This window comes from Jiangella endophytica, from assembly GCF_003427025.1.
Taxonomy (GTDB): domain Bacteria; phylum Actinomycetota; class Actinomycetes; order Jiangellales; family Jiangellaceae; genus Jiangella; species Jiangella endophytica.
In genome coordinates this window covers 55,848-79,665 of record NZ_QVAI01000009.1, presented here as the reverse complement: position 1 = coordinate 79,665, position 23,818 = coordinate 55,848, and the positions used below count along the sequence as shown (strand labels likewise).

Annotated in this window: 24 protein-coding genes and 1 pseudogene; 17 read left to right on the top strand and 8 right to left on the bottom strand. The window is 72.0% G+C overall.

Going from position 1 to position 23,818, the window contains the following annotated elements:
• Positions 1–186: 186 nt before the first annotated feature.
• From DZA62_RS18620 to DZA62_RS36925, 8 genes and pseudogenes are all read left to right on the top strand, one after another.
• Positions 187–1,218 carry a substrate-binding domain-containing protein gene (locus tag DZA62_RS18620; RefSeq protein WP_198663936.1) on the top strand — a complete coding sequence of 344 codons (1,032 nt, stop codon included), beginning with the start codon at positions 187–189 and terminating at the stop codon, positions 1,216–1,218.
• On the top strand, positions 1,215–2,771 hold the full coding sequence (locus DZA62_RS18615) for a sugar ABC transporter ATP-binding protein (protein ID WP_116950417.1): 1,557 nt from the start codon (positions 1,215–1,217) through the stop codon (positions 2,769–2,771). Before DZA62_RS18620 ends, DZA62_RS18615 begins: the two co-directional genes overlap by 4 nt.
• A complete protein-coding gene (locus DZA62_RS18610; RefSeq protein ID WP_198663935.1) occupies positions 2,768–3,742 on the top strand; it encodes an ABC transporter permease in 975 nt (324 codons plus the stop codon). Before DZA62_RS18615 ends, DZA62_RS18610 begins: the two co-directional genes overlap by 4 nt.
• Positions 3,739–4,722, top strand: coding sequence for an ABC transporter permease (locus DZA62_RS18605; RefSeq protein WP_116950416.1), 984 nt, complete (start codon positions 3,739–3,741; stop codon positions 4,720–4,722). The genes DZA62_RS18610 and DZA62_RS18605 overlap by 4 nt, the downstream gene beginning before the upstream one ends.
• A gap of 13 nt (positions 4,723–4,735) precedes the next feature.
• On the top strand, positions 4,736–5,980 hold the full coding sequence (locus DZA62_RS18600; RefSeq protein WP_116950415.1) for a Gfo/Idh/MocA family protein: 1,245 nt from the start codon (positions 4,736–4,738) through the stop codon (positions 5,978–5,980).
• A 91-nt stretch (positions 5,981–6,071) separates the two neighbouring features.
• Positions 6,072–6,818, top strand: coding sequence for a hypothetical protein (locus DZA62_RS18595; RefSeq protein ID WP_116950414.1), 747 nt, complete (start codon positions 6,072–6,074; stop codon positions 6,816–6,818).
• A complete protein-coding gene (locus tag DZA62_RS18590; protein ID WP_116950413.1) occupies positions 6,815–7,954 on the top strand; it encodes an XRE family transcriptional regulator in 1,140 nt (379 codons plus the stop codon). The genes DZA62_RS18595 and DZA62_RS18590 overlap by 4 nt, the downstream gene beginning before the upstream one ends.
• A 198-nt stretch (positions 7,955–8,152) precedes the next feature.
• A pseudogene (locus DZA62_RS36925) lies at positions 8,153–8,673 on the top strand (transposase); the annotation flags it as partial.
• 325 nt (positions 8,674–8,998) lie between these two features.
• Here the strand turns inward: DZA62_RS36925 and DZA62_RS18585 are convergent.
• Genes DZA62_RS18585 through DZA62_RS18575 form a run of 3 tightly spaced genes read right to left on the bottom strand, consistent with a single transcriptional unit; the run spans position 8,999 to position 11,671 of the window.
• Positions 8,999–10,081 carry a bifunctional RNase H/acid phosphatase gene (locus DZA62_RS18585; protein ID WP_116950412.1) on the bottom strand — a complete coding sequence of 361 codons (1,083 nt, stop codon included), beginning with the start codon at positions 10,079–10,081 and terminating at the stop codon, positions 8,999–9,001.
• A complete protein-coding gene (locus DZA62_RS18580; RefSeq protein WP_232827530.1) occupies positions 10,078–10,797 on the bottom strand; it encodes a zinc ribbon domain-containing protein in 720 nt (239 codons plus the stop codon). The genes DZA62_RS18585 and DZA62_RS18580 overlap by 4 nt, the downstream gene beginning before the upstream one ends.
• Before the next feature lie 13 nt (positions 10,798–10,810).
• Positions 10,811–11,671, bottom strand: coding sequence for a Nif3-like dinuclear metal center hexameric protein (locus DZA62_RS18575; RefSeq protein ID WP_116950410.1), 861 nt, complete (start codon positions 11,669–11,671; stop codon positions 10,811–10,813).
• 261 nt (positions 11,672–11,932) lie between these two features.
• Here DZA62_RS18575 and DZA62_RS37260 point away from each other — a divergent pair, with 261 nt between their 5' ends.
• The 3 genes from DZA62_RS37260 to DZA62_RS18565 all read left to right on the top strand — a co-directional run bounded on the left by DZA62_RS37260 (position 11,933) and on the right by DZA62_RS18565 (position 13,174).
• Complete coding sequence (locus DZA62_RS37260; protein ID WP_269813899.1) at positions 11,933–12,061, top strand: hypothetical protein; 129 nt, start codon at positions 11,933–11,935, stop codon at positions 12,059–12,061.
• Between the two features lie 286 nt (positions 12,062–12,347).
• The gene (locus tag DZA62_RS18570; protein ID WP_157987757.1) at positions 12,348–12,902 is read left to right on the top strand and encodes a hypothetical protein; all 555 of its coding nucleotides are present in this window, start codon (positions 12,348–12,350) and stop codon (positions 12,900–12,902) included.
• Positions 12,899–13,174 carry a hypothetical protein gene (locus tag DZA62_RS18565; RefSeq protein WP_116950408.1) on the top strand — a complete coding sequence of 92 codons (276 nt, stop codon included), beginning with the start codon at positions 12,899–12,901 and terminating at the stop codon, positions 13,172–13,174. Before DZA62_RS18570 ends, DZA62_RS18565 begins: the two co-directional genes overlap by 4 nt.
• A 112-nt stretch (positions 13,175–13,286) precedes the next feature.
• On the opposite strand, the gene DZA62_RS18560 is transcribed toward DZA62_RS18565, so the two are convergent.
• Both DZA62_RS18560 and DZA62_RS18555 read right to left on the bottom strand, forming a co-directional pair.
• Entirely contained in the window at positions 13,287–14,522 is a 1,236-nt protein-coding gene (locus DZA62_RS18560) for an asparaginase (RefSeq protein ID WP_198663934.1), read from the bottom strand.
• 104 nt (positions 14,523–14,626) lie between these two features.
• Entirely contained in the window at positions 14,627–14,935 is a 309-nt protein-coding gene (locus tag DZA62_RS18555; RefSeq protein ID WP_116950406.1) for a hypothetical protein, read from the bottom strand.
• A 157-nt stretch (positions 14,936–15,092) separates the two neighbouring features.
• On the opposite strand from DZA62_RS18555, the gene DZA62_RS18550 reads away from it, so the two are divergent.
• The 3 genes from DZA62_RS18550 to sigJ all read left to right on the top strand — a co-directional run bounded on the left by DZA62_RS18550 (position 15,093) and on the right by sigJ (position 17,223).
• Positions 15,093–15,443, top strand: a complete 351-nt coding sequence (locus DZA62_RS18550) for an MmcQ/YjbR family DNA-binding protein (protein ID WP_116950405.1) — start codon at positions 15,093–15,095, stop codon at positions 15,441–15,443.
• Positions 15,444–15,529: 86 nt separating this feature from the next.
• A complete protein-coding gene (locus tag DZA62_RS18545; protein ID WP_116950404.1) occupies positions 15,530–16,276 on the top strand; it encodes an SDR family oxidoreductase in 747 nt (248 codons plus the stop codon).
• 59 nt (positions 16,277–16,335) lie between these two features.
• Complete coding sequence (gene sigJ / locus DZA62_RS18540) at positions 16,336–17,223, top strand: RNA polymerase sigma factor SigJ (protein WP_116950403.1); 888 nt, start codon at positions 16,336–16,338, stop codon at positions 17,221–17,223.
• Positions 17,224–17,254: 31 nt separating this feature from the next.
• On the opposite strand, the gene DZA62_RS18535 is transcribed toward sigJ, so the two are convergent.
• From DZA62_RS18535 to DZA62_RS18525, 3 genes are read right to left on the bottom strand one after another with little or no spacing between them, the layout of a single operon-like run.
• Positions 17,255–18,313, bottom strand: coding sequence for a hypothetical protein (locus tag DZA62_RS18535; protein WP_116950402.1), 1,059 nt, complete (start codon positions 18,311–18,313; stop codon positions 17,255–17,257).
• Entirely contained in the window at positions 18,310–19,524 is a 1,215-nt protein-coding gene (locus DZA62_RS18530; RefSeq protein ID WP_116950401.1) for an AGE family epimerase/isomerase, read from the bottom strand. The genes DZA62_RS18535 and DZA62_RS18530 overlap by 4 nt, the downstream gene beginning before the upstream one ends.
• A gap of 4 nt (positions 19,525–19,528) precedes the next feature.
• Complete coding sequence (locus tag DZA62_RS18525; RefSeq protein WP_116950400.1) at positions 19,529–20,818, bottom strand: ABC transporter substrate-binding protein; 1,290 nt, start codon at positions 20,816–20,818, stop codon at positions 19,529–19,531.
• 162 nt (positions 20,819–20,980) lie between these two features.
• Here DZA62_RS18525 and DZA62_RS18520 point away from each other — a divergent pair, with 162 nt between their 5' ends.
• Genes DZA62_RS18520 through DZA62_RS18510 form a run of 3 tightly spaced genes read left to right on the top strand, consistent with a single transcriptional unit; the run spans position 20,981 to position 23,816 of the window.
• Complete coding sequence (locus DZA62_RS18520; protein WP_116950399.1) at positions 20,981–21,940, top strand: carbohydrate ABC transporter permease; 960 nt, start codon at positions 20,981–20,983, stop codon at positions 21,938–21,940.
• Positions 21,937–22,761, top strand: coding sequence for a carbohydrate ABC transporter permease (locus DZA62_RS18515; RefSeq protein ID WP_116950398.1), 825 nt, complete (start codon positions 21,937–21,939; stop codon positions 22,759–22,761). The genes DZA62_RS18520 and DZA62_RS18515 overlap by 4 nt, the downstream gene beginning before the upstream one ends.
• Positions 22,761–23,816, top strand: a complete 1,056-nt coding sequence (locus tag DZA62_RS18510) for a Gfo/Idh/MocA family protein (RefSeq protein ID WP_198663933.1) — start codon at positions 22,761–22,763, stop codon at positions 23,814–23,816. Before DZA62_RS18515 ends, DZA62_RS18510 begins: the two co-directional genes overlap by 1 nt.
• Positions 23,817–23,818: the final 2 nt, after the last annotated feature.

Genomic DNA, 23,818 nt, shown 5'->3' with positions numbered 1-23,818 from the left:
AACTCCAAGATCAACTTGGGGTCGGCGGCGTGGCTTCGTGCCGGAAACGTGACCCGGAACGGTAGACGGCGCTGCGCGACGTACGGCACGATGGGCGGCACTTATCACTCGTCATGGATGAAAAGTCGCCTGAGAAAGGGTGTGGTCCTGATGCCGAGACCGAGTCGAGGGTGGCGCGCGGGGGCCGTGGCCGGCAGCGTCGCCCTGCTCCTGGCGGCCTGCAGCTCCGACGACGGCGACGGTGGCGACGGCGGCTCCGGTGACCAGCCCTACACGATCGGCCTCTCCAACGGCTTCGTCGGCAGCGAGTGGCGCACCCAGATGGTCGACGGCCTGGAGGAGGCGTTCGCCGAGTACGAGGCGGAGGGCGTCGTCGACGAGCTGGTGGTCGAGAGCGCCGACACCGACGTCAACGGTCAGATCCAGCAGATCCGCAACCTCATCAACCGCGGCGTCGACGCGATCATCGTCAACCCGAACTCCGAGACCGCGCTGGATGCCGTGTTCCGCGAGGCGACCGGGCAGGGCATCGAGGTGTTCGCCATCGACCAGGCGGTGACGTCCGAGGATGTCACGAACGTCGTCATCGACCAGGCCGAGTGGGCCCGCATCTCCGCCGACTGGCTGGCCGGGCAGGTCGGGCAGGGCGGCAACGTGGTCGTCGTCAACGGCATCGCCGGGCACCCCGCCAACGAGATGCGCTGGGGCGCCGCCGAGCAGGTCTTCACCGACGCCGGCGTCAACGTGCTCACCGTCGCCGACGGCAACTGGGACCAGGCGACGGGGCAGCAGGTCATGACGAACCTGCTGGCCACCTACCCCGACGTCGACGGCGTCTGGACGCAGGACGGCATGGCCGAGGGCGTGTTCCGCGCCGTCGACGCGGCCGGCCGGCTGGACCGCATCACCATCAGCGGCGAGGCCCGGGTCGGCTTCATGCGGCTGTGGAACGACGCCCGCGCCACCGGGTTCCAGAGCATCGGCGTCGTCAACCCGCCCGGCGGCGCCGTCTCCGCGCTGCACATGGCCGTCAACGTGCTCGACGGGCGGGAGTTCGCGTCCGGCACCATCGACGGCAACACCGTCCACGTGCCGATCCCCTACACCGTCGACGAGACCACCTTCGACCAGTACTGGGGCGAGGCCGGCAGCGAGAGCGACGCGTACAGCCTGGACGGTTCGCTGACCCGCGACGAGGCCGCGGACTTCTTCGAGTGAGCACGCCGCTGCTGGAGATGAGCGGCGTCCGCAAGCGCTACGGCGGCGTCCAGGCGCTCGACGGGGCCGAGCTCACCGCGGTGCGCGGCGAGGTGCACGCCCTGCTCGGGCCGAACGGCTCCGGCAAGAGCACGCTGGACAAGACCCTGGCCGGCACCGTCGTCCCGGACGCCGGGACGATCCGCATCGACGGAGCCGAGGCGCGCATCGGCGGCCCGCGCGACGCGCACGCGCTCGGCGTCGCCGCCGTGTACCAGCAGCTCAGCATTGTCGGCGACCTCACCGTGACACAGAATGTCGTGCTCGGGCTGGAGCCGGCCCGCCGGTTCGGGTTCCTCGACCAGCGGGCCGCCCGCGACCGCGCCGGCGCCGCTCTGGAGCGGTTCACCGCCGCGTTCGCGGGACGACTGCCGCTGGACCGGCCGGCCAGCGCGCTCGGCCCCGGCGAGCGGCAGATCGTCGAGGTCGCCAAGGCGCTGGCCCGGCGGCCGCGGATCCTGGTGCTCGACGAGGCCACCGCGTCGCTGCACAAGGAGCAGGTCGACGTGCTGTTCGACGTGGTCCGCGAGCTGCGCGCCGACGGCGTCCTCGTCCTGTTCACGTCGCACCGGCTGGACGAGGTCTTCGCGCTCTGCGACCGCGCCACCGTCCTGCGCAACGGCCGCACCGCCGGCACCGTCGAACTGGCCGCCACCGACGAGGACGAGCTCGTCCGGCTGATGGTCGGCGACGCGCCGCACCAGGCACCGCGTGCGGCACGGGCCGGTGCCGCTGGCGCGGGATCGGCGGCGGAGGGCCCGGTCAGCAGCCCAGCGGCCACGCTGGAGGTGCGCGGCCTCACCACCGACCGGCTGCGCGACGTCAGCTTCACCGTCCGCTCCGGCGAGGTGCTGGGTCTGGGCGGGCTGCAGGGACAGGGCCAGTCCGAGCTGCTGCTCGCGCTGTTCGGCGGCGCGCACGTCGGCGCCGGCGAGGCGGTGCTGGACGGCCGCCCGCTGCCGCTGTCGTCACCGGTGAAGGCGGCGCGGGCCGGTGTCGCGCTGGTGCCCGGCGACCGCGGCCGGCAGGGCATGTTCGCCGTGCGGCCGATCCAGGAGAACCTCTCGCTGGCCAGCATGCACCGCCGCGCGACGGCACGGCTCGCGCTGCGCGGCGCGGCCGAACGCGGCGCCGCGACGGCCATGGTGGAGCGGCTGCGGATCAAGATCGGCTCGCTGGCCGACCCGGTGTCGACGCTGTCCGGCGGCAACCAGCAGAAGGTCGTCATCGGCAAGTGGCTGCTCGACCGGCCCCGCGTCGTCCTGCTCGACGACCCGACCAAGGGCGTCGACGTCGCCGCGAAGGAGGAGATCTACGCGATCGTGCGCGGCCTCGCCGACGACGGCGCCGTCGTCATCCTCAACTCCAGCGACAACCGCGAGCTCACCGAGCTCAGCGACCGCGTTCTCGTGGTGTTCGAGGGCACCGTCGTGGAGGAACTGGACGCCGAGGCGATCTCGGAGCGCCGGCTGATCTCCAGCGCACTGCGGCTGGGGCCCGGAGAGACACTGTGACCGGCGCGGCCGCCGGGCTCGTGGACCGGGTGCGCGGCGTCCAGCTGTCCGGCCTGGCGACGGTCGCGATGCTGGTCGTCGCGGTCGCCGTCAACTCCGCGCTGCAGCCGAACTTCTGGGACTCCTACGCGCTGACCTCGAACTTCGCGACGTTCGTGCCGTTGGTGGCGATCGCCGTCGGGCAGACGATCGTCGTGCTGAGCGGCGGGCTGGATCTCTCGCTGGGGGCCCAGGTCACGCTGGCCAGCGTCGTCGCCGTCCAGGTCGTCGACGGGTCGCTGGACCGGTTCCCGCTGGCCGTCGCGGCCGCGCTCGGCGTCGGGCTGGCCTGTGGCGCGCTCAACGGGCTGGTCGTGGCGCTGCTGCGACTGCAGCCGATCGTCGCGACGTTCGCGACCAGCTTCGTGTTCAGCGGGCTGGCGTTGGTCGTGCTGCCGACTCCGGGCGGGTCGGTGCCGTTCGAGATCACGACGGCGTACCGCGACTCCGTGCTCGGTGTGCCGGTCGCGCTGCTGCTGATCGTCGCGCTCGCGCTGGTCTGGCTGGTGCTGCGCCGGCACCGCGTGCTGCGGCACGTCTACGCCGTCGGCGGCGACGCGGACGCGGCGTACGCGTCGCTGGTGCCGGTCGCGCGGACCCGGGTCTGGGCGTATGTGCTCGGCGGGCTGTTCGCCGCTCTGTCGGCACTGGCGATCCTGGCCAACACCGGGTCCGGAGACCCGTTCGTCGGCAACGAGCTGACGCTGGCGTCGGTGGCCGCCGTGGTGATCGGCGGCACGGCGCTGGCAGGCGGCCGCGGTGGGGCGGGCGGGTCGGTGCTCGGCGCGATCGTCCTGGCGCTCGTGACGAACATCATCTTCTTCGCCGACGTGCCCACCGACTACCGGCAGCTGGTCAACGGCGCCGTGATCATCCTGGCGCTGGCCCTGGCCGGCATCCCCGCGCTGCAGAAGAGGAGGCCGTCGGCATGAGCACACCGGTGGTGGACACGCCACGTCGCGGGCTCACGGCCTGGCGGCCGGGACCGGTCGCACTGGCCGGGACCGTCGCCGTCGCTTTGGTGATCGCCGGCGAGATCGTCTCCCCCGGCTTCGCCGGGTACGGCCAGCTGGTCAACCTCATGCGGGTGGCGGCGTTCCTCGGCGTCATCGCGATCGGCCAGACCATCGTCATCATCGCCGGTGGCGGGGGCGTCGACCTGTCCGTCGGCAAGGTGGCGACGTTCTCGGCGATCATCGGGTCGCGGGTCATGGCCGGCGACGACGCCAACATCGTCCCGGCCGTGGCGCTGGCGCTGCTGGTCGCGGCCGCGATCGGACTGGTCAACGGGCTGGGCGTCACGCTGCTGCGGATCCCGCCGTTCGTCATGACGCTGGGCATGATCGGCGTCGTGCAGGGGCTCATCCTCGCCTACACCGGCGGCCAGGCCGAGGGCCGCGCGGCGCCGGCGCTGACGTCGCTGGTCAACGGGCGGGTGATCCTCGACCTGCCCGGTCTGCTGTTCCTGTGGCTGCTGCTCGGCCTGCTCGCCGTCTGGCTGCTGCGCCGCACCACGTTCGGCTGGAGCCTGTTCGCCGTCGGCGCCAACCGCACGGCCGCGGAGCTGACCGGCGTGCGGGTGAACCGGACGCTGATCCTGGCCTACGTGCTGTCGGCGACGTTCGCCGGGCTGGCCGGCATCCTGCTGCTCGGGTACACCGAGTCGGTCTTCCTCGACCTCGCCGACCAGTACATGCTGCCCTCGGTCGCGGCCGTCGTCATCGGCGGGACGCTGCTGGCCGGCGGCATCGGCGGGTACGCGGGCACCGCGGTCGGCGCGATCGTGCTCACCGTCCTGCAGGGTCTGCTCACCACGCTGGACATCGGCGGCGCCTGGCGCACCGTCGTCAACGGTGTCGTCCTGCTCGTCCTGCTGTCGCTCTACGGGCGGCAGCGACGCCTTCGGAGTTAGGGGTCCTTCCACGATGGAGAACAGGCAACGGCTGGGGGTCGGCATCGTCGGCGCCGGCTTCATGGCGAACTTCCACGTCACCTCGTGGACCGGCGTCCGCGACGCCGACGTCGTCGCCGTCCAGAGCCCCGGTGGTGAGAGCGCCCGCGAGCTGGCCGGACGCTGCCGCGAGCTGGGCGTCGGCGACGCGACCGCGTACACCGACGTGCGCGACCTGGTCCGCGACCCGCGCGTCGACGCCGTCTGGGTGACGGCGCCGAACCACACCAGGCTGGAGGTCATCGAGACGATCGCCGACGAGGTCCGCTCCGGCCGCGCGTCGCTCGTCGGCGTCGCCGTCGAGAAGCCGCTGGGCCGCACCCTCGCCGAGGCGCGCCGCGTCCACGACCTGGTCGAGGGCGCCGGGCTGTTGCACGCCTACCTGGAGAACCAGGTGTACGCGCCCGCCGTCACCCGCGGCCACGAGCTGCTGTGGGCCCGCGGCGCCGCAATCGCCGGGACGCCGTACCTCGCCCGCTGCGCCGAGGAGCACAGCGGCCCGCACTCCGCCTGGTTCTGGGACGGCACAAGGCAGGGCGGCGGCGTGCTCAGCGACATGATGTGCCACTCCATCGAGGCCGGCCGGTACCTGCTCACGCCGCCCGGCGCCGACGTCTCGGACTGGCTGACGCCGGTGTCGGTCAGCGCGCAGATCGCCTCGCTCAAGTGGTCACGCAAGAAGCACGCCGCCCAGCTCGCCGAGCGGTTCGGCGGCGCCGTCGACTACACCCGGCGGCCGGCCGAGGACTACGCGCACGCCACCATCGTCTTCCGCAACGGTGACGGCGACGACGTCGTCGTCGAGGCGACCACCTCATGGAGCTACGTCGGCCCCGGCCTGCGGCTGACGTTCGAGCTGCTCGGGCCGGAGTACTCGATGACCGCCAGCACGCTGAGCACCGAGGCGCAGCTGTTCCTCAGCCGCGAGCTGAGCTCACCCGAGGGCGAGGACCTCGTCGAGAAGCAGGGCGCCGAGCAGGGCCTGCTGCCGATCGTCTCCGACGAGTCGCTGACCTACGGCTACACGACGGAGAACCGGGCCGTGGCCGCGGACTTCCTCGCCGGGCGGCAGCCGCGGGAGAGCCTCGCCCGCGGCGTCGAGGTCAGCGAGCTGATGATGGCCGCCTACCTGTCCGCCGAGACCGGCCAGACGGTGCGTCTCCCCGCCGACCTCGACGCGTTCGTCCCGCAAGTGGCGCAGGGAACCTGGCGGCCGTAGCTCCCACTTGATTTCCGCGCAGCCGAGGCGCGATCCCACTGCATCGGCGTGTCGGCGGCTGCACTCCGGCCGCGCCTGTTTCACTGCCCGCATGCGTACCTGGGACCCGCATGGGCTGCAGCATCTCCGGTCGATCCGCCGCGAGCTGGACCGCATCGGCCTGGTCGGCCTGGCCCACGAGGCGATCGTCGAGGTCTGGCGGTCCAACAGTGCGCGGTACGAGCCGGAGGAGCTCTTCGACGACGCCTTCACGCTGGGCGTGAACTCGACCAGGAACCTGGCGAACCGGCTGTACGCGTACGCACGCGGTGACGAGCGCTGGCGGGCGACGGGCGTGCAGGCCAGCCAGGAGTTCGGCGCGACCGTCCTGCACACCGGCGGCCTGGACCTGCGACTGGTCAAGGCTCCGTCGACCGCGGGCCGCAAGCCTGACTTCGTCGCCGACTTCGACTGGCAGTCCGGCGAGATGAGGCACGCGGCCGCGGCCCGCAACCGCGCGGCGTACGGGCTGCCGGCGCGACGCCCGTCCGAGCCGGCCCTCTTCGAGGTGGAACTGCCGGACGCGGCCACCGCGGTACGGGCGTGCCGCGACCTGTTCCTCGTCTGGGGTGCCGACCTCACGACCGGGCTGACGGCGGGCTGGCTGGGCCTGCCGACGACGACGGCGGACCGCTGGATCGCGCTGGCCAGGTTGTGGTGGGACGAGGCGGCGACGTCGCAGCGCACCGACGGCGCCAGCCAGACGCCGGCCGGCGACACCCCCGGCTTCGAGGACCAGCCCGCCCCGGTTCCCACCATCACGCTCAAGCCACGGCGACAGGAGGCCGGCGCGCCGTGACGCCGGAGTCGGACCCGACCCGGCGGGCCCGCCGGCGCCGGGCCAGCGGCACCGTCGTCGACTTCGACGGCCGCCGGCTCGCGCTCGCCCGGCGGCGGCATCGACTCCAGCGCACCGCGCTGGCGGACCTGACCAGCGTGAGCGCCGCCGCCATCACCCAGTTCGAGCGCGGCACGGCACGTCCCACCAACGCCGTCGTGGCCGAGCTCGCGCTGGCGTTGGGGATGCCGCTGGACTTCTTCCGGCAGGGCCGCCCCATCGAGCCGGTCCCGGCCAGCGCCGCACACTTCCGCTCGCTGCGCGCCACCCCGGCCATCGCCCGCGAGCAGGCCCTCGCGTTCGCCGAGATCTCGCTGGCCGTGGTCGACCTGGTCGAGCAGTACGTCGACCTGCCGGACGTGCCCGTCCTGGCCGAGCCGGTCGAGACCGAGCCCGAGCCCGGCTCGATCGCCCGGCTCGCCGCCGCCACCCGGGCGCGGCTCGGAGTCGGTGCGGGGCCGGTTCCGCACATGGTCCGGCTGCTCGAGGCGCACGGCGTCGTGGTGCTGCGCCTGCCCCCCGAGATCGACCATCGCGTCGACGCGTTCTCGACCGAGGCCGGCCACCGCCCCCTCGTCCTGCTGTCGCCGGCCAAGGACGACCGCGCCCGCAGCCGCTTCGACGCCGCGCACGAGCTGGCCCACCTCGTCATGCACCAGGACGTCGACCCGGGCTCGAAGATCGTCGAGCGCCAGGCCGACACCTTCGCCTCCGAGTTCCTCGCCCCCACGGACGAGCTGGAACCGGACCTGCCACGCAAGGTCGACTGGGACGCGCTCGCCCGGGCCAAGTCGACCTGGGGCATCAGCCTGGCGGCGCTGGTCTACCGGGCCCGTCACCTCGGCCTGTGGGGCGAGCACGCCTACCGGCGGGCGAACCAGCACCTCGCCGAGCTGGGCTACCCGGAGCCCGGACCACTCGGCCCGCCTGAGTCGCCCTACCTGCTCGGAGCGGCGGTCGAGCTGCTGGCCGGCGCCGGCACCACGATCGGCGACCTCGCCACAGCCAGCCGGCTGCCCGCGCAGCAGATCGAGGAGATCGTCGCGGCCGGCAGCGAGACGCGACCTCGGCTGTCCCTCACGATCGACCCGCGCTAGGCGTATCCGGCCGTGAGGTGGGTGGCGGGTGTGTCGGGTGGAACGGGGTGAGAGCCCCCGGGGTGGTGTGGCATGTCGAAGCCTGCACGACCCGGGAGGGCTCGGTGTCCCACCGTCACGCTCCTGCGACGTTCCATGGCCGGTGGCTGATCATCCGGCGGCACCGTGGCGGCCGCCTGGGCTACCAGCAAACGACTCCGCTCGGACCTGGCCGGGCACGCCCGGCTCTGCGGCTACGGCGCCAGCCACTCGCGGTTCTTCTGGGGATTCCGCTTGTATCTGATCTGCACCGCCGAGGCATGCCCATCATCTGGGGACTGGCCAACCCCAAGATCGGTGAACGCGAGGTCGTGACCGCGTTGCTCGACCACGACCATCATCTCGTGCGGGCCGGGCAGGGGAATCCTCGCCGACAAAGGGTGAGCCGGGCGCGACTTCGAACACTTCGTCAGCACCGGCCTGGGCGCGCTCCTGATCCGCCCCGACCGCAAGGATGAGCCGACCAGACTGGGCAGGCTGGCCCGGGTCCGCCAGTGGGTCGAAGCCGTCTTCGACACGCTGAAAGACCAGCTCACCCTCGAACACCGCGGCGCCCGCACCCTGCCCGGTGTCCACGCCCGCATCGCCGCACGAGTACTCGCCCTCGCCACCGCGATCTGGCGCAACTGGCGCGCACCGGCGCCTCCGCCAAACGATCCCTGATCGCCTACGACCACTGACGATCAATCGGACTCACTCGCCTAGATGAGTGAGTCCGAATGGTGGTGGGGACGGCAGGTCGGGAGTCGAGGACGGGACGGACGGGTCCGCCGCACGGGTAGCTGTCGCGTCGGCGCCACGGCGTGACGATGTGACCCGGCCCTTCGTCGTTGATGACGATTGACAGCGCCATGAACTGCCGTGCCCGGGGGCAGGTGATCATGCTCGAACCGGGTGGGCCGGGGGCTGAGGGGCGGCGGTCCCACACCGCTCACCGGACCGGCCGACGCCACCGACGCGATCAGAACCGCGGAACCACGGAAGAACCCCTTCGGACTCACTCGCCTAGGGGCGATGGCCGAACGACGGCAGCGCGGTGCTGCCGTCGGCGTAGTACTGCAGTTCGGTGACCGAGCCCGGCGATGGCAGCAGCCGGAACAGCGACTCCGCCGGGGCGCCGAGCGCCAGCCGGGTCAGCGTGCGCATCGGGATGGAGTGGGTCACGACGACGACCGGCTGGCCGGGGTAGGTGGCCAGCAGGGCGTCGCGGGCGGCGCTGACGCGCGGGACGACGTCGTCGAGCGACTCGCCGCCGGGTGGGCGCAGCGCCGTGGTGCCGAACCAACCGGCCAGCGCGTCGGGGTAGCGCTCGCCGATCTCGGCCAGTGTCAGGCCGTCCCAGTCGCCGAAGTCGCACTCGCGCCACGCCTCGTCGACCGTGGTCGTGAGGCCGAGCCGCCGGCCGATGATGTCGGCGGTCTCACGGGTGCGCACCATGGGCGAGCAGACGACGGCGACGGCACCGCTGGTGCTCAGCAGCTCGGCGGCACGGGCGGCCTGCTCGCGGCCGAGTTCGTCGAGGCTCGGGCCGGGCACGCCGCCACCGGAGAACCGGCGCGCCGCCGTCATGGCCGTCTGGCCGTGCCGCACCACCTGCAGCGTGGTGGGCGGGCCGAGCTCCGGACTCCACGCGGTCAGCTTGGTGACCGGTGAGGTGGCGTCGGCGGGCGCCGGCACCGGGCGGCCGTCGAGGGCCTGGTTGACCAGGCGGTCGGCATACGCGTTCTCCGCCCGCGGCACCCAGGTGTAGCTGACGCGCTCGCGCGGGAAGATCTGGCCGGCTTCGCCGGCCAGCGACCGCAGCTCGGCGTTCTTGATCTGCCAGCGGCCCGACAGCTGCTCGACGACGAGCTTGGAGTCGAGCCGGGCCTCGACGACGGCGTCGGGGTCGATGCCGCGGGCGGCGCGCAGGCCGGCCAGCAGGCCGCGGTACTCGGCGACGTTGTTCGTCGTGACGCCGATGGTCTCGGCCGCCTCGGCCAGCACCTCGCCGGAGGCGGCGTCGCGGACGACCGCGCCGAACGCGGCCGGGCCGGGGTTGCCCCGCGACCCGCCGTCGGCCTCGACGATCAGCTTTCGCGTGGTCACAGCCCCGACTCGGGGGTACGGACCAGGATGCGCCGGCACTCGTCGTGGCGGAACACGACGTCGGGCGCAAGCCCGCGGATGCGGCCCAGCTCGGCGGCGTCGAGCTGCAGCATGCAGCCCTCGCAGCGGCGCTGCCGCAGCGCGGCCGCCCCGATGCCGCCGCGGTCGGCGCGGATCTTCTCGTACAGCGCCAGCAGGTCGGCCGGGATGTCGGCGGCCAGCGCCTGGCGCTCGGCCCGCGAACCGGTGGCGTCCTGGTCGATCTGCGCCCACGCGGCGTCGCGGGCGGCCTGGACCTCCTGCGCCTTCTTGCCGACGCTCTCGCGCTCGGCGGCCAGCGCGGCGGCCTCGTTCTGCGCCTCCTCGAGCCGCTCCATGATCTCGATCTCGGCGTCCTCGAGCACGCCCTGGCGGCGGTTGAGCGAGGCGATCTCGCTCTGCAGGCTCTCGAGCTCCTTCGCCGACGACACCTGCCCGGCGTCGAGCCGCTTCTGGTCGCGGTCTTTGCGGCCCCGGACCTGCTCGACCTCGGCGTCGGCGCGCTTCTGCTCGCGCTCGAGGTCGGTGACCGCCGTGCCGGCGACGACCTCGGCGTCGCGCAGCCGGCTGTGCTCGCCGGCGAGCGTCTCGAGCTCGGCGGCCTCGGGCAGCGTCCGGCGGCGGTGGGCCAGCTGATCGAGCCGCTGGTCGACCGCCTGGACGTCGAGCAGCCGCAACTGGACGGCGGGGTCAGCGTTCAGCGTGAGCTCCTTCGTCGGCCCCGGATTCCCGGGCGATTCGATGCAGTGTCCACGGATCGGTCGGCGTGGTCGAGACGCGAGTCTCCACCGTATCGCCTGCGCCCGACAACTCGGCCGCCAGCAGGGCCGCGGCGTCGGGCAGCCACGGCCACTCGCTGGCCCAGTGCGCGACGTCGACGAGCGCCGGCCCGCCGGCCTCGCCCGCCTCCGACGACGGGTGGTGGCGCAGGTCGGCCGTCACGTACGCGTCGACGCCCGCGGCCCGCACCGTGCCGAGCAGGGAGTCGCCCGCGCCGCCGCACACCGCCACCGTCGCGACGACGGCGTCCGGGTCGCCCATGGCGCGCACCCCGGACGCCGTCACCGGGAGCGCCGCGGCCACCCGGCGGACGAACGCGGCCAGCGGCTCCGGCGCAGGGAGCCGGCCGATGCGGCCCAGGCCGAGCGCGGGGTCGTCGGCGCCGGCGGGCACCAGCGGGCGGGTGCCCTCCAGGCCGAGCGCCGAGGCGAGCGCGTCGTTGACGCCCGGAGCGGCACGGTCGGCGTTGGTGTGCGCCGTGTGCAGCGCGACGCCGCCGGCGATCAGCCGGTGCACCAGCCGCCCCTTCGGCGTCGTGGCCGGCACCCCGTGCACCGGGCGCAGGAACAGCGGATGGTGGGTGACGACGAGGTCGGCCTCCCAGGCCAGTGCCTCGTCGACGACGGCGGCGACGGGATCGACGGCGAACAGGACGCGCCGCACCCGAGCGTCGGGATCGCCGCACACCAGCCCGACGGCGTCCCACGACTCGGCCAGTTCCGGCGGGTAGAGCCGCTCGAGGGCGGCGACGACAGCGGCGAGACGGACCACGGACCGACCCTATCGATCAGCAAGGGGGTGCCGTCGAAGCGGACCCGTTCTCCGGTTGACGTCGCGACGACCCCGATGTGACGCTCATCCCAAGGGGGCAACGGCACGCACGAGGAGGCTCGTCCCATCAGCACCCCACACCCCGCCGACGGCCACTCCTGGTGCGTCGAGCACGACCCCAGCGGCGCGTGCCTCGGCGGTCTCCACGAGCTTCCCGGCGGCGGCACCGCCTGGCTGGAGGGCGCCGGCGAGCCGGTCGTCGTGGTGGCGCTGGCCCGGTCCGGCGACCGGCGCCCGCCGCGGTTCGCCGCCGGCCAGGCGCGCGACCTGGCCGCGGCGCTGACGGCGCTCGCCGACCAGCTCGACCGGCCGGGCCCGTTGTCCACATGACTCGAACGCCCGTTTGACATCCCCCTCCCACCACCCCCTACCATGTCCCCATAGCCCCACCCCTCCCCGGAGGGCTGGCACAGCTATCGACCACGAGACGCGGCATCCGGCCGGACGGTCTCGTACCGGCCGCTCACGGTGGGACGGCACGGCGACCAACGCGCATCTTCATGCCGTCCCCTGTCCAGGGGTACGGCTGCTGGGCGGCGCCGTCCCCATCCGCATGACCACACGACGGCTCCCCCGGCCCCCAGTCCGCTCCTGAGCGACTCCATTGGAGGAGACCGTGGCCACCACACCAGCCGCGGACCGTCGCGACGTCATCGTCCGGTCCGCCTTCCTCAGCGACGATGTCGGCGAGATCGTCGCCTGGCACGACACCGAGGGACCCGCCATCGACATCCATCTCGAACCCACCGACGCCGGCCAGCGCGTCGACGTCTCCCTCACCCCGGCCGAGGCCCGCGTCGTGGCCCGGCAGCTGACCGAGATCGCCGACACCGCGCAGCGGGCCGGCTGGACCCCGGCGCTACTGGCCGACGTGCGCGAACGCTACCTGCCGGGGCTGTCCGACGCGCAGATCATCGAGCGGCTCGAGACCCTCACCGACCGGCTCGGCGGGTTCGTGCTGGGCTTCCGCGGCAAGGTCGACTGGCGGGCCGGGCGCATCCTCGTCGCCGAGACCGGCAACGACCTCCTCGACCGCGCCACCGCCGCCGTCGACACCGCCGAGCGGCACATGTCCAGCTACCAGCAGGCGGTCGACCAGCTCACCGCCGTCAAGGCCGAGCTCGACCATGTCCGCCGGTTCTTCGCGCACGAGAGCGAGTTGGGCCGATGACCGCCACCACATCCCACGACCAGTGCGTCCTCAAGTGGTGCAACGAGGCCGGCGACCACGCCCCGCACCGGCAGTACGTCGCGTCCCTGGTCGCCTGGCACCAGACCTGGCTCATCGGTATCAACGTCGTCCAGGCCGACGGCGAGCCCGTCCACGTCGAACTCACCGCCACCGCCCGATGGTCTCCACCGGCCACGGTGACGCTGAAACCCGACGAGGCCGAGGCGGTCGGGCAGGCGCTCCTGGAGGCCGCCGCCCGCGCCGTCCGCTGACCCGGCCACGGCCGCCGGGGCTGCCGCCTTCCCATGATCATCAACCTTTGGTGTCGTCATGGCGGCACGAAAGGTTGATGATCAGGGAGGGAGTCCGTCGAAGGTGCGTAGGTCAGGACGTCCGCAGCGACGGCAGCGCCGAGGTGATGTCGGCCTGCAGGCCGGCCCACTCGACGAAGTCGGCGCGCACGTCGTCGACGCCGTCGTTGAAGGCCAGCGCCATCATCAACAGCAGCCGGGCGTGGGGCGCGTTGAGCGAGTCGGCGGGGAAGACCGCGCCGCTGCCGCCGTACACGCTGCCCGATCCGGTCCGGGTGGTCGACGCGAACATCACGCCGACCTGGACCGCCCGGGTGCGGGCCTGGCCGGCCGCGCCGGAGATGCCGCCGGCGCCCGTCCCGGCGGTGACGATGCCCTCGACGCCGGCCGCCGCCCAGGCGTCGATCGCCTCGCCGCCGGCCTCCTGGGCGTTGTAGAAGATCTCGACCCGCGGCAGGTCCGCCTTCTCGATCGTCGTCAGGTCGAACGGCGTGCGCCAGTTACGCAGCGCGTTCGCCGTCGTCACCACGCTCCCCCGCGTCTCGAACACCCGCAGCGCCCGGGGCGGCATCCGCATGATCCGCACCTTGAGGTCGTCGACGTAGCCGAGGAGCCCGAACTCCGGGGTCTGGAAGGTGTCCATCCGGTACGACGACGTCTTCGTCACGTCGCGCACGGCGTGGATCTCGTCGTTGAGCATGAGGACGGTGCCGAACCACCCGGTCTTACCGCTGGCCGCCGTCACGATCGCGTTGAACAGGTTGGCCTGCGCGTCGGACCCGATGACCGTCCACGGGCGCATCGCGCCGGTGATGACGACCGGCTTCGGGCTGCGCACCGTCAGGTCGAGGAAGAAGCCGATCTCCTCCATCGTGTCGGTGCCGGTCGTGACCACGACGCCGTCGGACGTCCGCAGCGCGTTGTCGACCGCGAGCGACAGGTCGTACAGCTCGGCGATCGTGTAGCCGCCGGAGCCCTTGTTGCCGAACTGCAGGCTGTTCACGTTGGCCACCTCGTCGAGGTTGGGCACCTCGGCGAGCATGTCCTCCATCAGCAGCGTGCCGGCGCGGTAGCGCTGGAAGCTGGTCGGAGTGTCCGACAGGCCGGCCATGGTGCCGCCCGTGGCGACGACGGTCACGGTGGGCAGAGCCTCGTCGGCGGCGCGGACGACCGACTTCGGCACGGCCTGCGGCGGCTGCGCCGGCGCGCCGTCCGCGCCGGGCAGGAACACGATCAACAGGGCGACGGCGGCCGCGACCGCCAGCGGGACGCGACCACGCAACGCCGCGACGTTCCGGTGGAACGACATCTGAGGGCACCTCCGGCTCACAGGACCAGGGACGCCCATAAAGAATCAATGATCCGTTACCGGGAGGAACCGCCCGATTTTCCGCGGCGTTACGACTGCCGGCTTCAGGGTCCGGACCAGCCGGTGGCCGCCCGCGGATGCCGCTGGCCCGGCACCCGCCGTGGCTGCCGCACGGGCGTCGCGGCGAAGCGAACCTCCTGGGCGGCGGCGCACAGCGGCCCGATCAGCCCGGCCGACAGCTCTTCCACCCAGAGCAGCAGATCGACGTCGGCCGGCCGGGCGGGCACGCCGAGGTCCAGCGAGTCCTGGTACCAGCGCACCACCGACGGCATCAGCGCCCGCAGCGCCGCCCGCCGGTCGGTGACCCCCAACGCGCCGAGTGCCTGGTCGAACTCCGCGACGAAATCTCTCATGTCGTGCCCCCTTGCCCGGCACCACGCCGACACACCGTTGCGCCGGGCCGCCGCACCGCCCCTGCGAGCCTGAATACCCCATGAGCGCCCGCGCCGTCGACGATGACCGGACCAGTCCGGCCGCGCGGACGGTGGACGAACCTGCTTCGATGGGGGCATGGCCGTGCCGATCCCCGACTTCCTCGCCATCGTCGCCGGGCTGCCCGGAGCCGGCGGGACCGACTCCGACCGCTGGACGACGTTCCGGGTCGACGGCCGGACGTTCGGGTATCTGTGGCCGGCCACATCGACCGTCGGGCTGAAGCAGACCATCGCCGAGCAGCTGGCGCTGGTGGCCGAGCGCCCGGACGTCTTCGAGATCCAGTTCACCGCGGGCGCGTTCGGCTGGGTGGTCGTCCACCTCGACGGCATCGAGCGCGACGAGCTGGTGGAGCTGACGTTCGAGGCCTGGCGGCTGACGGCGCCCGAGGCGCTGGTCGAACGGCAGGGCGATCGGCTGCCACAGTAGGAGTGTCACGGATCGGCGGGCTGATCGGTCGTCCTGGTGTACGGCGGCCGGCCCGGCCGCCACCGTCCCTCCGGAAGGGCTGCACCATGAAGATCGTCGTCATCGGCGGTACCGGTCTGATCGGCTCGAAGGTCGTCGCGCTCCTCGACGACCAGGGCCACGAGGCCGTCGCCGCCGCCCCCAACACCGGCGTCAACACGCTGACCGGTGAAGGGCTGGCGGAGGCGCTCGACGGCGCGGACGTCGTCGTCGACGTCTCGAACTCGCCGTCGTTCGAGGCCGCGGCCGCGCTCGAGTTCTTCGAGACGTCCACCGGCAACCTGCTCGCCGCGGAGGACGAGGCCGGCGTCGGGCACCACGTCGCGCTCTCGGTCGTCGGGACCGACCGGCTGGCCGAGAGCGGCTACTTCCGGGCCAAGATCGCCCAGGAGAAGCTGATCGCCGCGTCCCCGGTGCCCTACTCGACCGTCCACGCGACGCAGTTCTTCGAGTTCCTCAAGGGCATCACCGACGACGCCACCCACGAGGGCGTCGTCAGTCTGGCGCCGGTGTTCATCCAGCCGATGGCCGCCCAGGACGTGTCCGCCGCCGTCGCCGAAGTGGCCGTCGGCAGCCCTCTGAACGGGATCGTCGAGGTCGCCGGGCCGGAGCGGTTCCGGCTCGACGAACTGGTCCGCACGACGCTCGCCGCGCGGCAGGACCCGCGCGAGGTCCGCACCGACCCCGGGGCGCGCTACTTCGGCGCCGCCCTCGGCGAGGACACGCTGGTCCCCGCAGCCGAGGCCCGGCAGGGCGCGACCACCCTGGCCGGCTGGCGGGCCTCCCAGGCGTAGGTGCACCCGGCCCCGCCACGGGCGTGCCCGGGGCGGGGCCGCCCCGATATCGTGATCCTGTGACCACGGACGGCGTCGCCGAGTTCCTCGACGTTCGGCCGCAGCTGTTCGGCATCGCCTACCGCATGCTGGGCAGCGTCGCCGAGGCCGAGGACATCGTGCAGGACGCCTGGATCCGCTGGCAGCGCACCGACCGCGGCGAGGTCGAGAACCCGGCCGCCTTCCTCACGACCACCGCGACCCGGCTGGCCCTGACGGCGGCGACGTCGGCCCGCGTGCGCCGCGAGACCTATCCCGGCCCGTGGCTGCCCGAGCCGGTCGACACCAGCGACGATCCCGCGCTCGGCGCGGAACGGGCCGAGGCGCTCGACCTCGCGGTCCTGCTGCTCCTCGAGAAGCTCGGGCCGGCCGAGCGGGCCGTGTACGTCCTGCACGAGGCCTTCGACTACCCCTACCGGCGCATCGGCGAGATCCTGGAGATCTCCGAGCCGCATGCCAGGCAGCTGGCCCGCCGCGCCCGGCTCGCCCTGGAGTCCGGCCGGTCGGCGCCGGCCGCGCCCGCGGTCCGCCGGCAGCTGCTCGAGACGTTCGTCGCCGCGGCCCGCGACGGCGATCTCGAGGCGCTCGAGAAGCTGTTCACCGACGACGTCGTCGCCCGGGCCGACGGCGGCGGCAAGGTGCGCGCGTCGCGGGTCGAGCTGGCCGGGGTGGCGCGGGTGGTGCTGTTCATCGACAACATCCTGCGCAAGTACTGGCACGACTTCACGCTCAGCGTCGTCGAGGTCAACGGCGGGGGCGGCCTGCTGGTCACCGACGACGCCGGCACACCGCAGGCCGTCCTCGCGCTGGACGTCACCGAACGCGGCGTCGAGCGGGTCTTCTTCGTCGTCAACCCGGAGAAGATGCGGCAGTTCGAGCCGACGGCCGACGCGGAGCGGGCGCCGTAGCGTTGCGCGCCCGCCGCGCCGACGCCGTCCGTCAGGAGTGCTCGTAGATCCCGCCCCAGCCGGGCCGCTGATCGTTCGGGCGCTGGGTGTGGATGACCATGGGCTGACCGGAGACCCAGGTGAGGTCCATCGCGATGTTCACCCGGGGACAGCCGAACAGGTCGTCGTCCTTGTCGAGGACCGCCTGGGTGCTCAACGGATAGTGGTGGTAGGCGGTCGAGACCGGCAGGGTGTGGGAGAAGACCGTGATCGGACTGGACACCCCGCAGGCCGTTCCGTCGAGGTACTGGGGCTGCACGACGACGTCGACCTTCACGGTGGTGCCGTCGGATTCCGGATTGACGCATCCGGCGAACGTGTCGCCCGGGGCGCACGAGGTCACGTTCTGGTCCATGGCGATGGTGACCTTCGGGCTGGCCGCGCTCTGGAAGGTGTAGTTGCCGTAGTTGTGCCGCCGGAACGGGGTCGCCGCGTTGATGTAGGGCTGCGGGCCGGTGCCAGTGTCCGGGACCGTCCAGCCGTATCCCGCCGTCACGCCGACGCTGCTGGTCGGCTTGACCGGCGTGGCGTTCAGGGTCGCGCCTGCATGGAAGGTCACCGGGATGGTGCCGCTGTTGGGCTGGTAGGCGGCCACCCGGAGCTTGCAGGTGTACGTGCCGGTGGACGGTGCCCGGAACATGGCGCGGATCTGCGGCCGGAACGTGTAGATGTTGTTCGGCGGGTCGAGGTTCCGCGCGGCGTACCACCCGGTGCCCACGCTGGCGATGCCGGGCCCGTAGCACTGCACGATGAAGGCCACGCCGGGGTCGGGGCGCGGCTCCGTCCGGTTGGTGCTGGCCTCCAGGTCGCGGGTGTAGAGCCAGACCCCCTCCCCTTGGGTCAGGCTCATCGTGAGGACGCCGGCGCCGCCGGGCAGGTCGACGGGGTTGCTGTTGGTCGTGGCGTTGATGACGAACTGGGGTGTCGGCGGCGTGGAGATCGGGTCGTTGCCGATCGCCTGCGCGCTCAGCGCGTTCGTGCCGAGCAGCGCCGTGACCGCCGCCCAGACGGCGAGCGTGCCGAGCGTTCTGCGGGGACGGATGGGTCTCATCGGGCCTCCAGCATTCTGTTCAGGCACGTGATGGCCAGCATCAGGTGCCGCGGGTGGTGGTAGTTCTCGATCCGTGCCGGCATCGCCGCGAACGACTCGTGACTGCCCTGACGATCGGTGGCGTGCCTCCACGTCGGTGATCCGTGCCCGTGGAGCGGAAACGTGTTCCGCACGTACGCGTAGGTGCGCTCGAACAGGTCCTTCGCCCAGCGGGCGCCCGTCCGCTCGATGACGAGCAATGCCCCGATGAGCACCTCCTCCTGCACCCAGAGCTGCTTGTCGGTGGACCAGAGGTTGCGGTCGACGTGCTGGAGGTTGCGGAACACGCCGCCGTAGACGTCGTCCCAGGCGACCTCGACGTGCCGCCGCAACCGGGTGGCGGCGGTGTCGAAGAGTGCGTCGTCGCGCAGCCTCGTGGCCTCGGCCAGCACCATCCACAGCGCCTCGACGGCGTGGCCGGTGTAGACGAGCTGTTCGTACTCGTCGTCCGGCCGGCCGAGGTCGTGGTCGACGAGCTCGTTGAGCAGATCGAACCGCGGGTTGTGGTGGTGCGCGACGATCGCCTCGACGCACCGCGCGGCCACGCCCTCCATCTCGGCGTCCTCGCGCATCTCGAGCAGCTGCGTCGAGGCGCGCAGCAGCACCATCCAGATGCCCAGGACCCGCGCGCCCGGGTAGGGGCGCGCGTCCGGCCCGAGATACGTCTGCCCGATCGTGGGCTGGAAGTCCGGCTCGTCGTATCGCCGCAGGCTCCGCAGCACCAGCTCCTTGGCCTCGTTCCAGAGCCGGGCGTCGTCGGTGGCCTTGGAGAACTCCGCCAGTCCCTCGGCGACGAACAGGTCGCCGTAGACGGCGCCGCCGCTGCCCGCCAGCGGGACACCGTCGCGACTCACCTCCGACGGCCACGGCTCGTCGCCGGCCGGCTGGGTGCGCCGGAGGAAGCCGACCGTGCGCCGAGCGACGTCCAGGTACTCCTGGTCCTTCGCCAGGTTGTTGTAGAGGAACGAGTAGACCCAGACGCCGCGCCCGTCGAACCAGGTCCGCTTCGTCTCGTCGACGCGCAGGCCGGACGGGTCGACGTGGCACATGAATCCCCCCTCCCGGTGGTCCACGACGAACTCGTCGAGGAACGGGAGGAACCCGTCGAACAGGTCCTGGCGGTACCGGTCGCGCAGCCGGCGGATCGCGTCGAGGTCCTCGAACGACACCACGGGCTCAGCCGGCCTGCTCGGCCAGCAGCGTGTTCCAGGCGTCCTCGACCTTCGCCAGCGCGTCCGTCGCCGCGCCGTCACCGGTCAGGAACGCGCGGATCTCCTTCAGGTAGGCGTCCTCGAGCTGGGTGGAGATCTGCTGGGTGATCACCAGCGGCAGCTCGTCGAGAACACGCATCCGCGCCGCGTCCTGCGGATCGCTCTCGTCGAGGTCGGTGAACGCGCCGCCCTCCAGGGTCTGCGACGTCGACGGGAAGAGCGGCGCCAGCTCGCAGAACTCGAGCTGCGCGTCGGGACCGGTGACGTGCAGGATGAAGTCCGCGGCCACCTCCTTGATGTCGCTTCGCTCCGGCACGACGAACGTGTTGATGCCGGGGATCACGTAGTTGCCCGCAGCCCCCTGCACTCCCGGGGTCACCACGAGGTTCTGGTAGACGTCCGGGGCGTTGTTCTCGGTGTTGATCAGGTTGGCGGGGAGCCCGTACACCCCGCCGACGACGCCCGCGGCGAGGCCGTTGTCGAGCGTCTCGGGCAGGTTGCGGATGTCCTCGGAGACCGCGCCGGGACAGACCGCGCCCGCACGGTAGGCCTCCCGCCATTTGTCGAGCACCGCGGCGGCCTCCGGCGTGTTGAGCGTCGCCTGTGTCCGGTCGTCGTTCAGCACGGTGATCCCCTCGCTCTGGAGCACCGCGACCCTGGGCAGCTCGGCGAACCCGCATGCGCCGGTGGCCGCCTTGACCTGCCGGCCGAACTCGAAGGCCTCGTCCCACGTCGTCGGCAGGTCCGCGGGCGCGATGCCGGCCTGGTCGAGCAGCTGGGTGTTGTACCAGCCCGCGGGCGCTCCCCCGTGGATCCATGGGACCGCCACGAGTTCGTCCTGCAGCCGCACGGCATCGACCAGGGCGGGGATGTAGGCGCTCAGGTCGTCGTCGGAGTAGAAGGGCGTGAGGTCGGACAGCGCGTTGCCGAACGAGCCGAGGTCGGAGTCGACCAGCTGCACGACGTCGGGAACGTCGCCGGAGGCCAGCGCCGCGAGGAGCTTCTGGTTGATCTCGCCGCCCGGGACGTCGACCCACTCGATCTCCACGCCGTCGTTGGCGGACTCGTAGTCGTCGATGAGGCCTTGGATGTAGTCCCCGTAGTTTCCCTTCAGGTTGATCGTCCAGAACTCCACCGTGCCCGACGTCTGCTGGTCATCCGACGTGTTGTCGGCCGACCCCGCGATGCACCCGCTCAGGGCGCCGATCGACAGCAGCGCCGTGGCGAGCACCGCAGGGGTCTTGGGACTGCGCATCCGACACCTCCATGGAAGGGGCGACCCCAGTGGCCACCGACGAGCCGAGATCCTTGACAGCAGTTTATGGCCACCGTAATCTCCCGATCCGGATGTCCGTAACTGCGATTTGCGCAAGATTAGCGCCACGAAGACAAATGTCAACCCCCTACGGAGGCCCTCATGACGACCATCGCCTCGGCCGCACCCAAGGCGACGTCGACGGGCCCTCCGGGCGGAGGTGACACCCCCCGCAAGGGGGCGGGGCGGGGCAACGCGGTGGGTCAGGCGCGCTGGATCCCCTACGCCTTCCTGATCCCGGGTCTCGCGTTCCTGGGCGTCTTCTTCCTCTGGCCGGCCTGGACGGCGATCCAGCTGGCCTTCTACCGCTACGACGTCGTCACGCCACCGGTGTACGTCGGGCTGGACAACTTCTCGACCGCCTTCTCCAGCTCCGACTTCTGGCAGGCGCTGACCAACTCCGTCCTCTTCCTGGTGATGTACCTGCCGCTGGTGGTCTTCCTGCCACTGCTGCTCGCGGTGCTCGTCAACTCGAAGATCCGCGCGGTGTCGTCGTTCCGGCTCCTCTACTACCTGCCGGTCGTGACGCCGATGGTGGCGATCGCCATCGCCTGGAGCTACGTGTTCCATCCGCGCGGAGGGTTGAACTGGGCCCTGCTGGAGCTGGGCGTGATCGACGAGCCGATCCAGTTCCTGCTCGACCCCACGTGGTCGCTCCCGGCGGTGGTCGCCGTGGAGGCCTGGCACGGGCTCGGGTACTTCATGGTGATCTACCTGGCCGGGCTGCAGGCGATCCCCCAGGACCTGTACTCGGCGGCGTCCCTCGACGGTGCCGGCTGGTGGCGGCAGCTGACCAGCATCACGATGCCGCTGATCCGCCCGTACCTCGCCGTGTGTCTCGTCCTGGGCGGCGTCTTCTCCATGCAGGCGTTCGCCTCGATCTACGTCCTGACCGGAGGCGGCCCGCAGGGCGCGAGCAGCACGCTCGGCTTCTACATCTGGACCGAGGCGTTCCAGCGGTTCAACTTCGGCTACGCGAGTGCGGTCGGCCTGATCCTGTGGGCGCTCCTGCTCACCTTCGCCGCCGTCAGCCACCGTCTCTCGCGAGGTGAGGCGGAATGAATCCCCGCTCCTGGGCGATGCCCGTGCGCTACGCCGCGATGGCGATCGTGGCGCTGCTGTTCGTCGGCCCGTTCCTCATCCTGATCACCACCGCCTTCAAACCGGCCGGCCAGGCGGTGTTCAGCTTCCCGCCCGCGCTCGTGCCCTGGCCGCCGGCGATCGACCACCTGGTCGAGGCGTGGCACGCCATCCCGTTCGGCCGCTACCTGCTCAACTCGCTGATCTACGTCGCCGCGACGATCCCGCTGTACATCACGATCTCCGCACTGACGGCCTATCCGCTGGCCCGCTACGTCTTCCGCGGCCGGCAGCTGTGCTTCTACCTGATCCTCTCGATCCTCTTCCTGTCGCCGGAGGTCATGCTGATCCCGCGCTTCCTGGTGGTCTCCGAGCTCGGCCTCACGGACACGTTCCTGGGCGTGATCCTGCCGAGCGGGCTCTCCGCGAGCGGCGTCTTCCTGCTGCGCCAGGCGTTCGCCGCCATCCCGGCGGAGCTGCCCGACAGCGCACGGGTGGACGGCGCGAACGAGTTCAGGATCTTCTGGAACGTCATGCTGCCGCAGGTGCGGCCGACCCTCGCGGTGCTCGGGATCTTCGGTTTCGTCTCGGTGTGGAACAACTTCGTCTGGCCGATGGTCGTCCTCAAGGACTCGGACAAGTACCCGATCGCGCTGGGCCTGGCCTACCTGGACAGCACCCTGGGGGCGGACGCCAGGACCGTGGCCGCCGGAGCGGTGATCGCGCTGGCGCCCGTCGTCATCTTCTTCCTCGTAATGCAGCGGCATTTCATCGAGGGCATGCAGGGATCGATGAAGGGCTGATGAGCATGCTGCCAACCGACCACCCACGGCTCGGCGTCATCGGGACGGGGCTGATGGGACGGGCCGCCGCGATCGCGGCCGGCGCCCACCCCGGCGCCACCGTCACCGCCCTCGCCAACCGCACCCGGCCGAGCGCCGACAGCCTGGCCGACGCCCTGGTCGACGACGGACACGACCGGCCGGAGGTCTTCACGCGACTGGACGACCTGCTCGCCGCGGGGCTGGTCGACGCCCTCATCGTCGCCACGCCGGACGACCAGCACGCGGACGCCGTCGTCGCCGCGGCCGAGGCCGGTGTGCACGTCCTGGTCGAGAAGCCGTTCACCACGCGGGTCGATGACGCCGACCGTGCGCTGGACGCCGTCCGGCGGGCCGGCACGCTGGGCATGTGCCTGTTCAACCACCGGTGGGTGCCGGCCTACGCACAGGCCAAGGAGGTCGCGGCCGGCCTCGGCGCCCCGGTGCTGGCGTACGCACGCAAGAACGACACCCTGCACGTGCCCACCGAGATGCTGAGTTGGGCCGGGGACACCACGTGCGCGTGGTTCCTCTCCAGCCACGACATCGACCTCGTCACCTGGCTGTTCGACGACGACGTCGCCGAGGTGGTCGCCTCGGCGCGCAGCGGCGTCCTGCGCGGCCGGGGCATCGACACCCCCGACGCCGTGCAGATCCAGTGCCGCTTCGACGGCGGCGCCGTGGCGACGTTCGAGTCGTGCTGGGTCTACCCGGACACCTTCCCCACCATGACCGACAGCTTCGTCGAGGTGGTGTACGAGGGCGGGGTCATCCAGCTCGACCGGCTGGCCGAGAACATCACCGTCGCCGACCACTCGGCGTACCGCCATCCGCGCAACGTCCTGCTCCGCTCGCTGCACGGGCGCCCCTCCGGCGCCTACCACGACGCGATCGGCCATTTCCTCGACTGCGTCCAGACCGGGGCGCCGCCGCTCGTCACCCTCGAGAGCTCTCGCCACGTCACCGCCGTGCTGGCCGCCGCGCACGAGTCGCTGCGGACCGGCGGGCCGGTGCGGGTCCCATCGGCGGTGGTGTGACG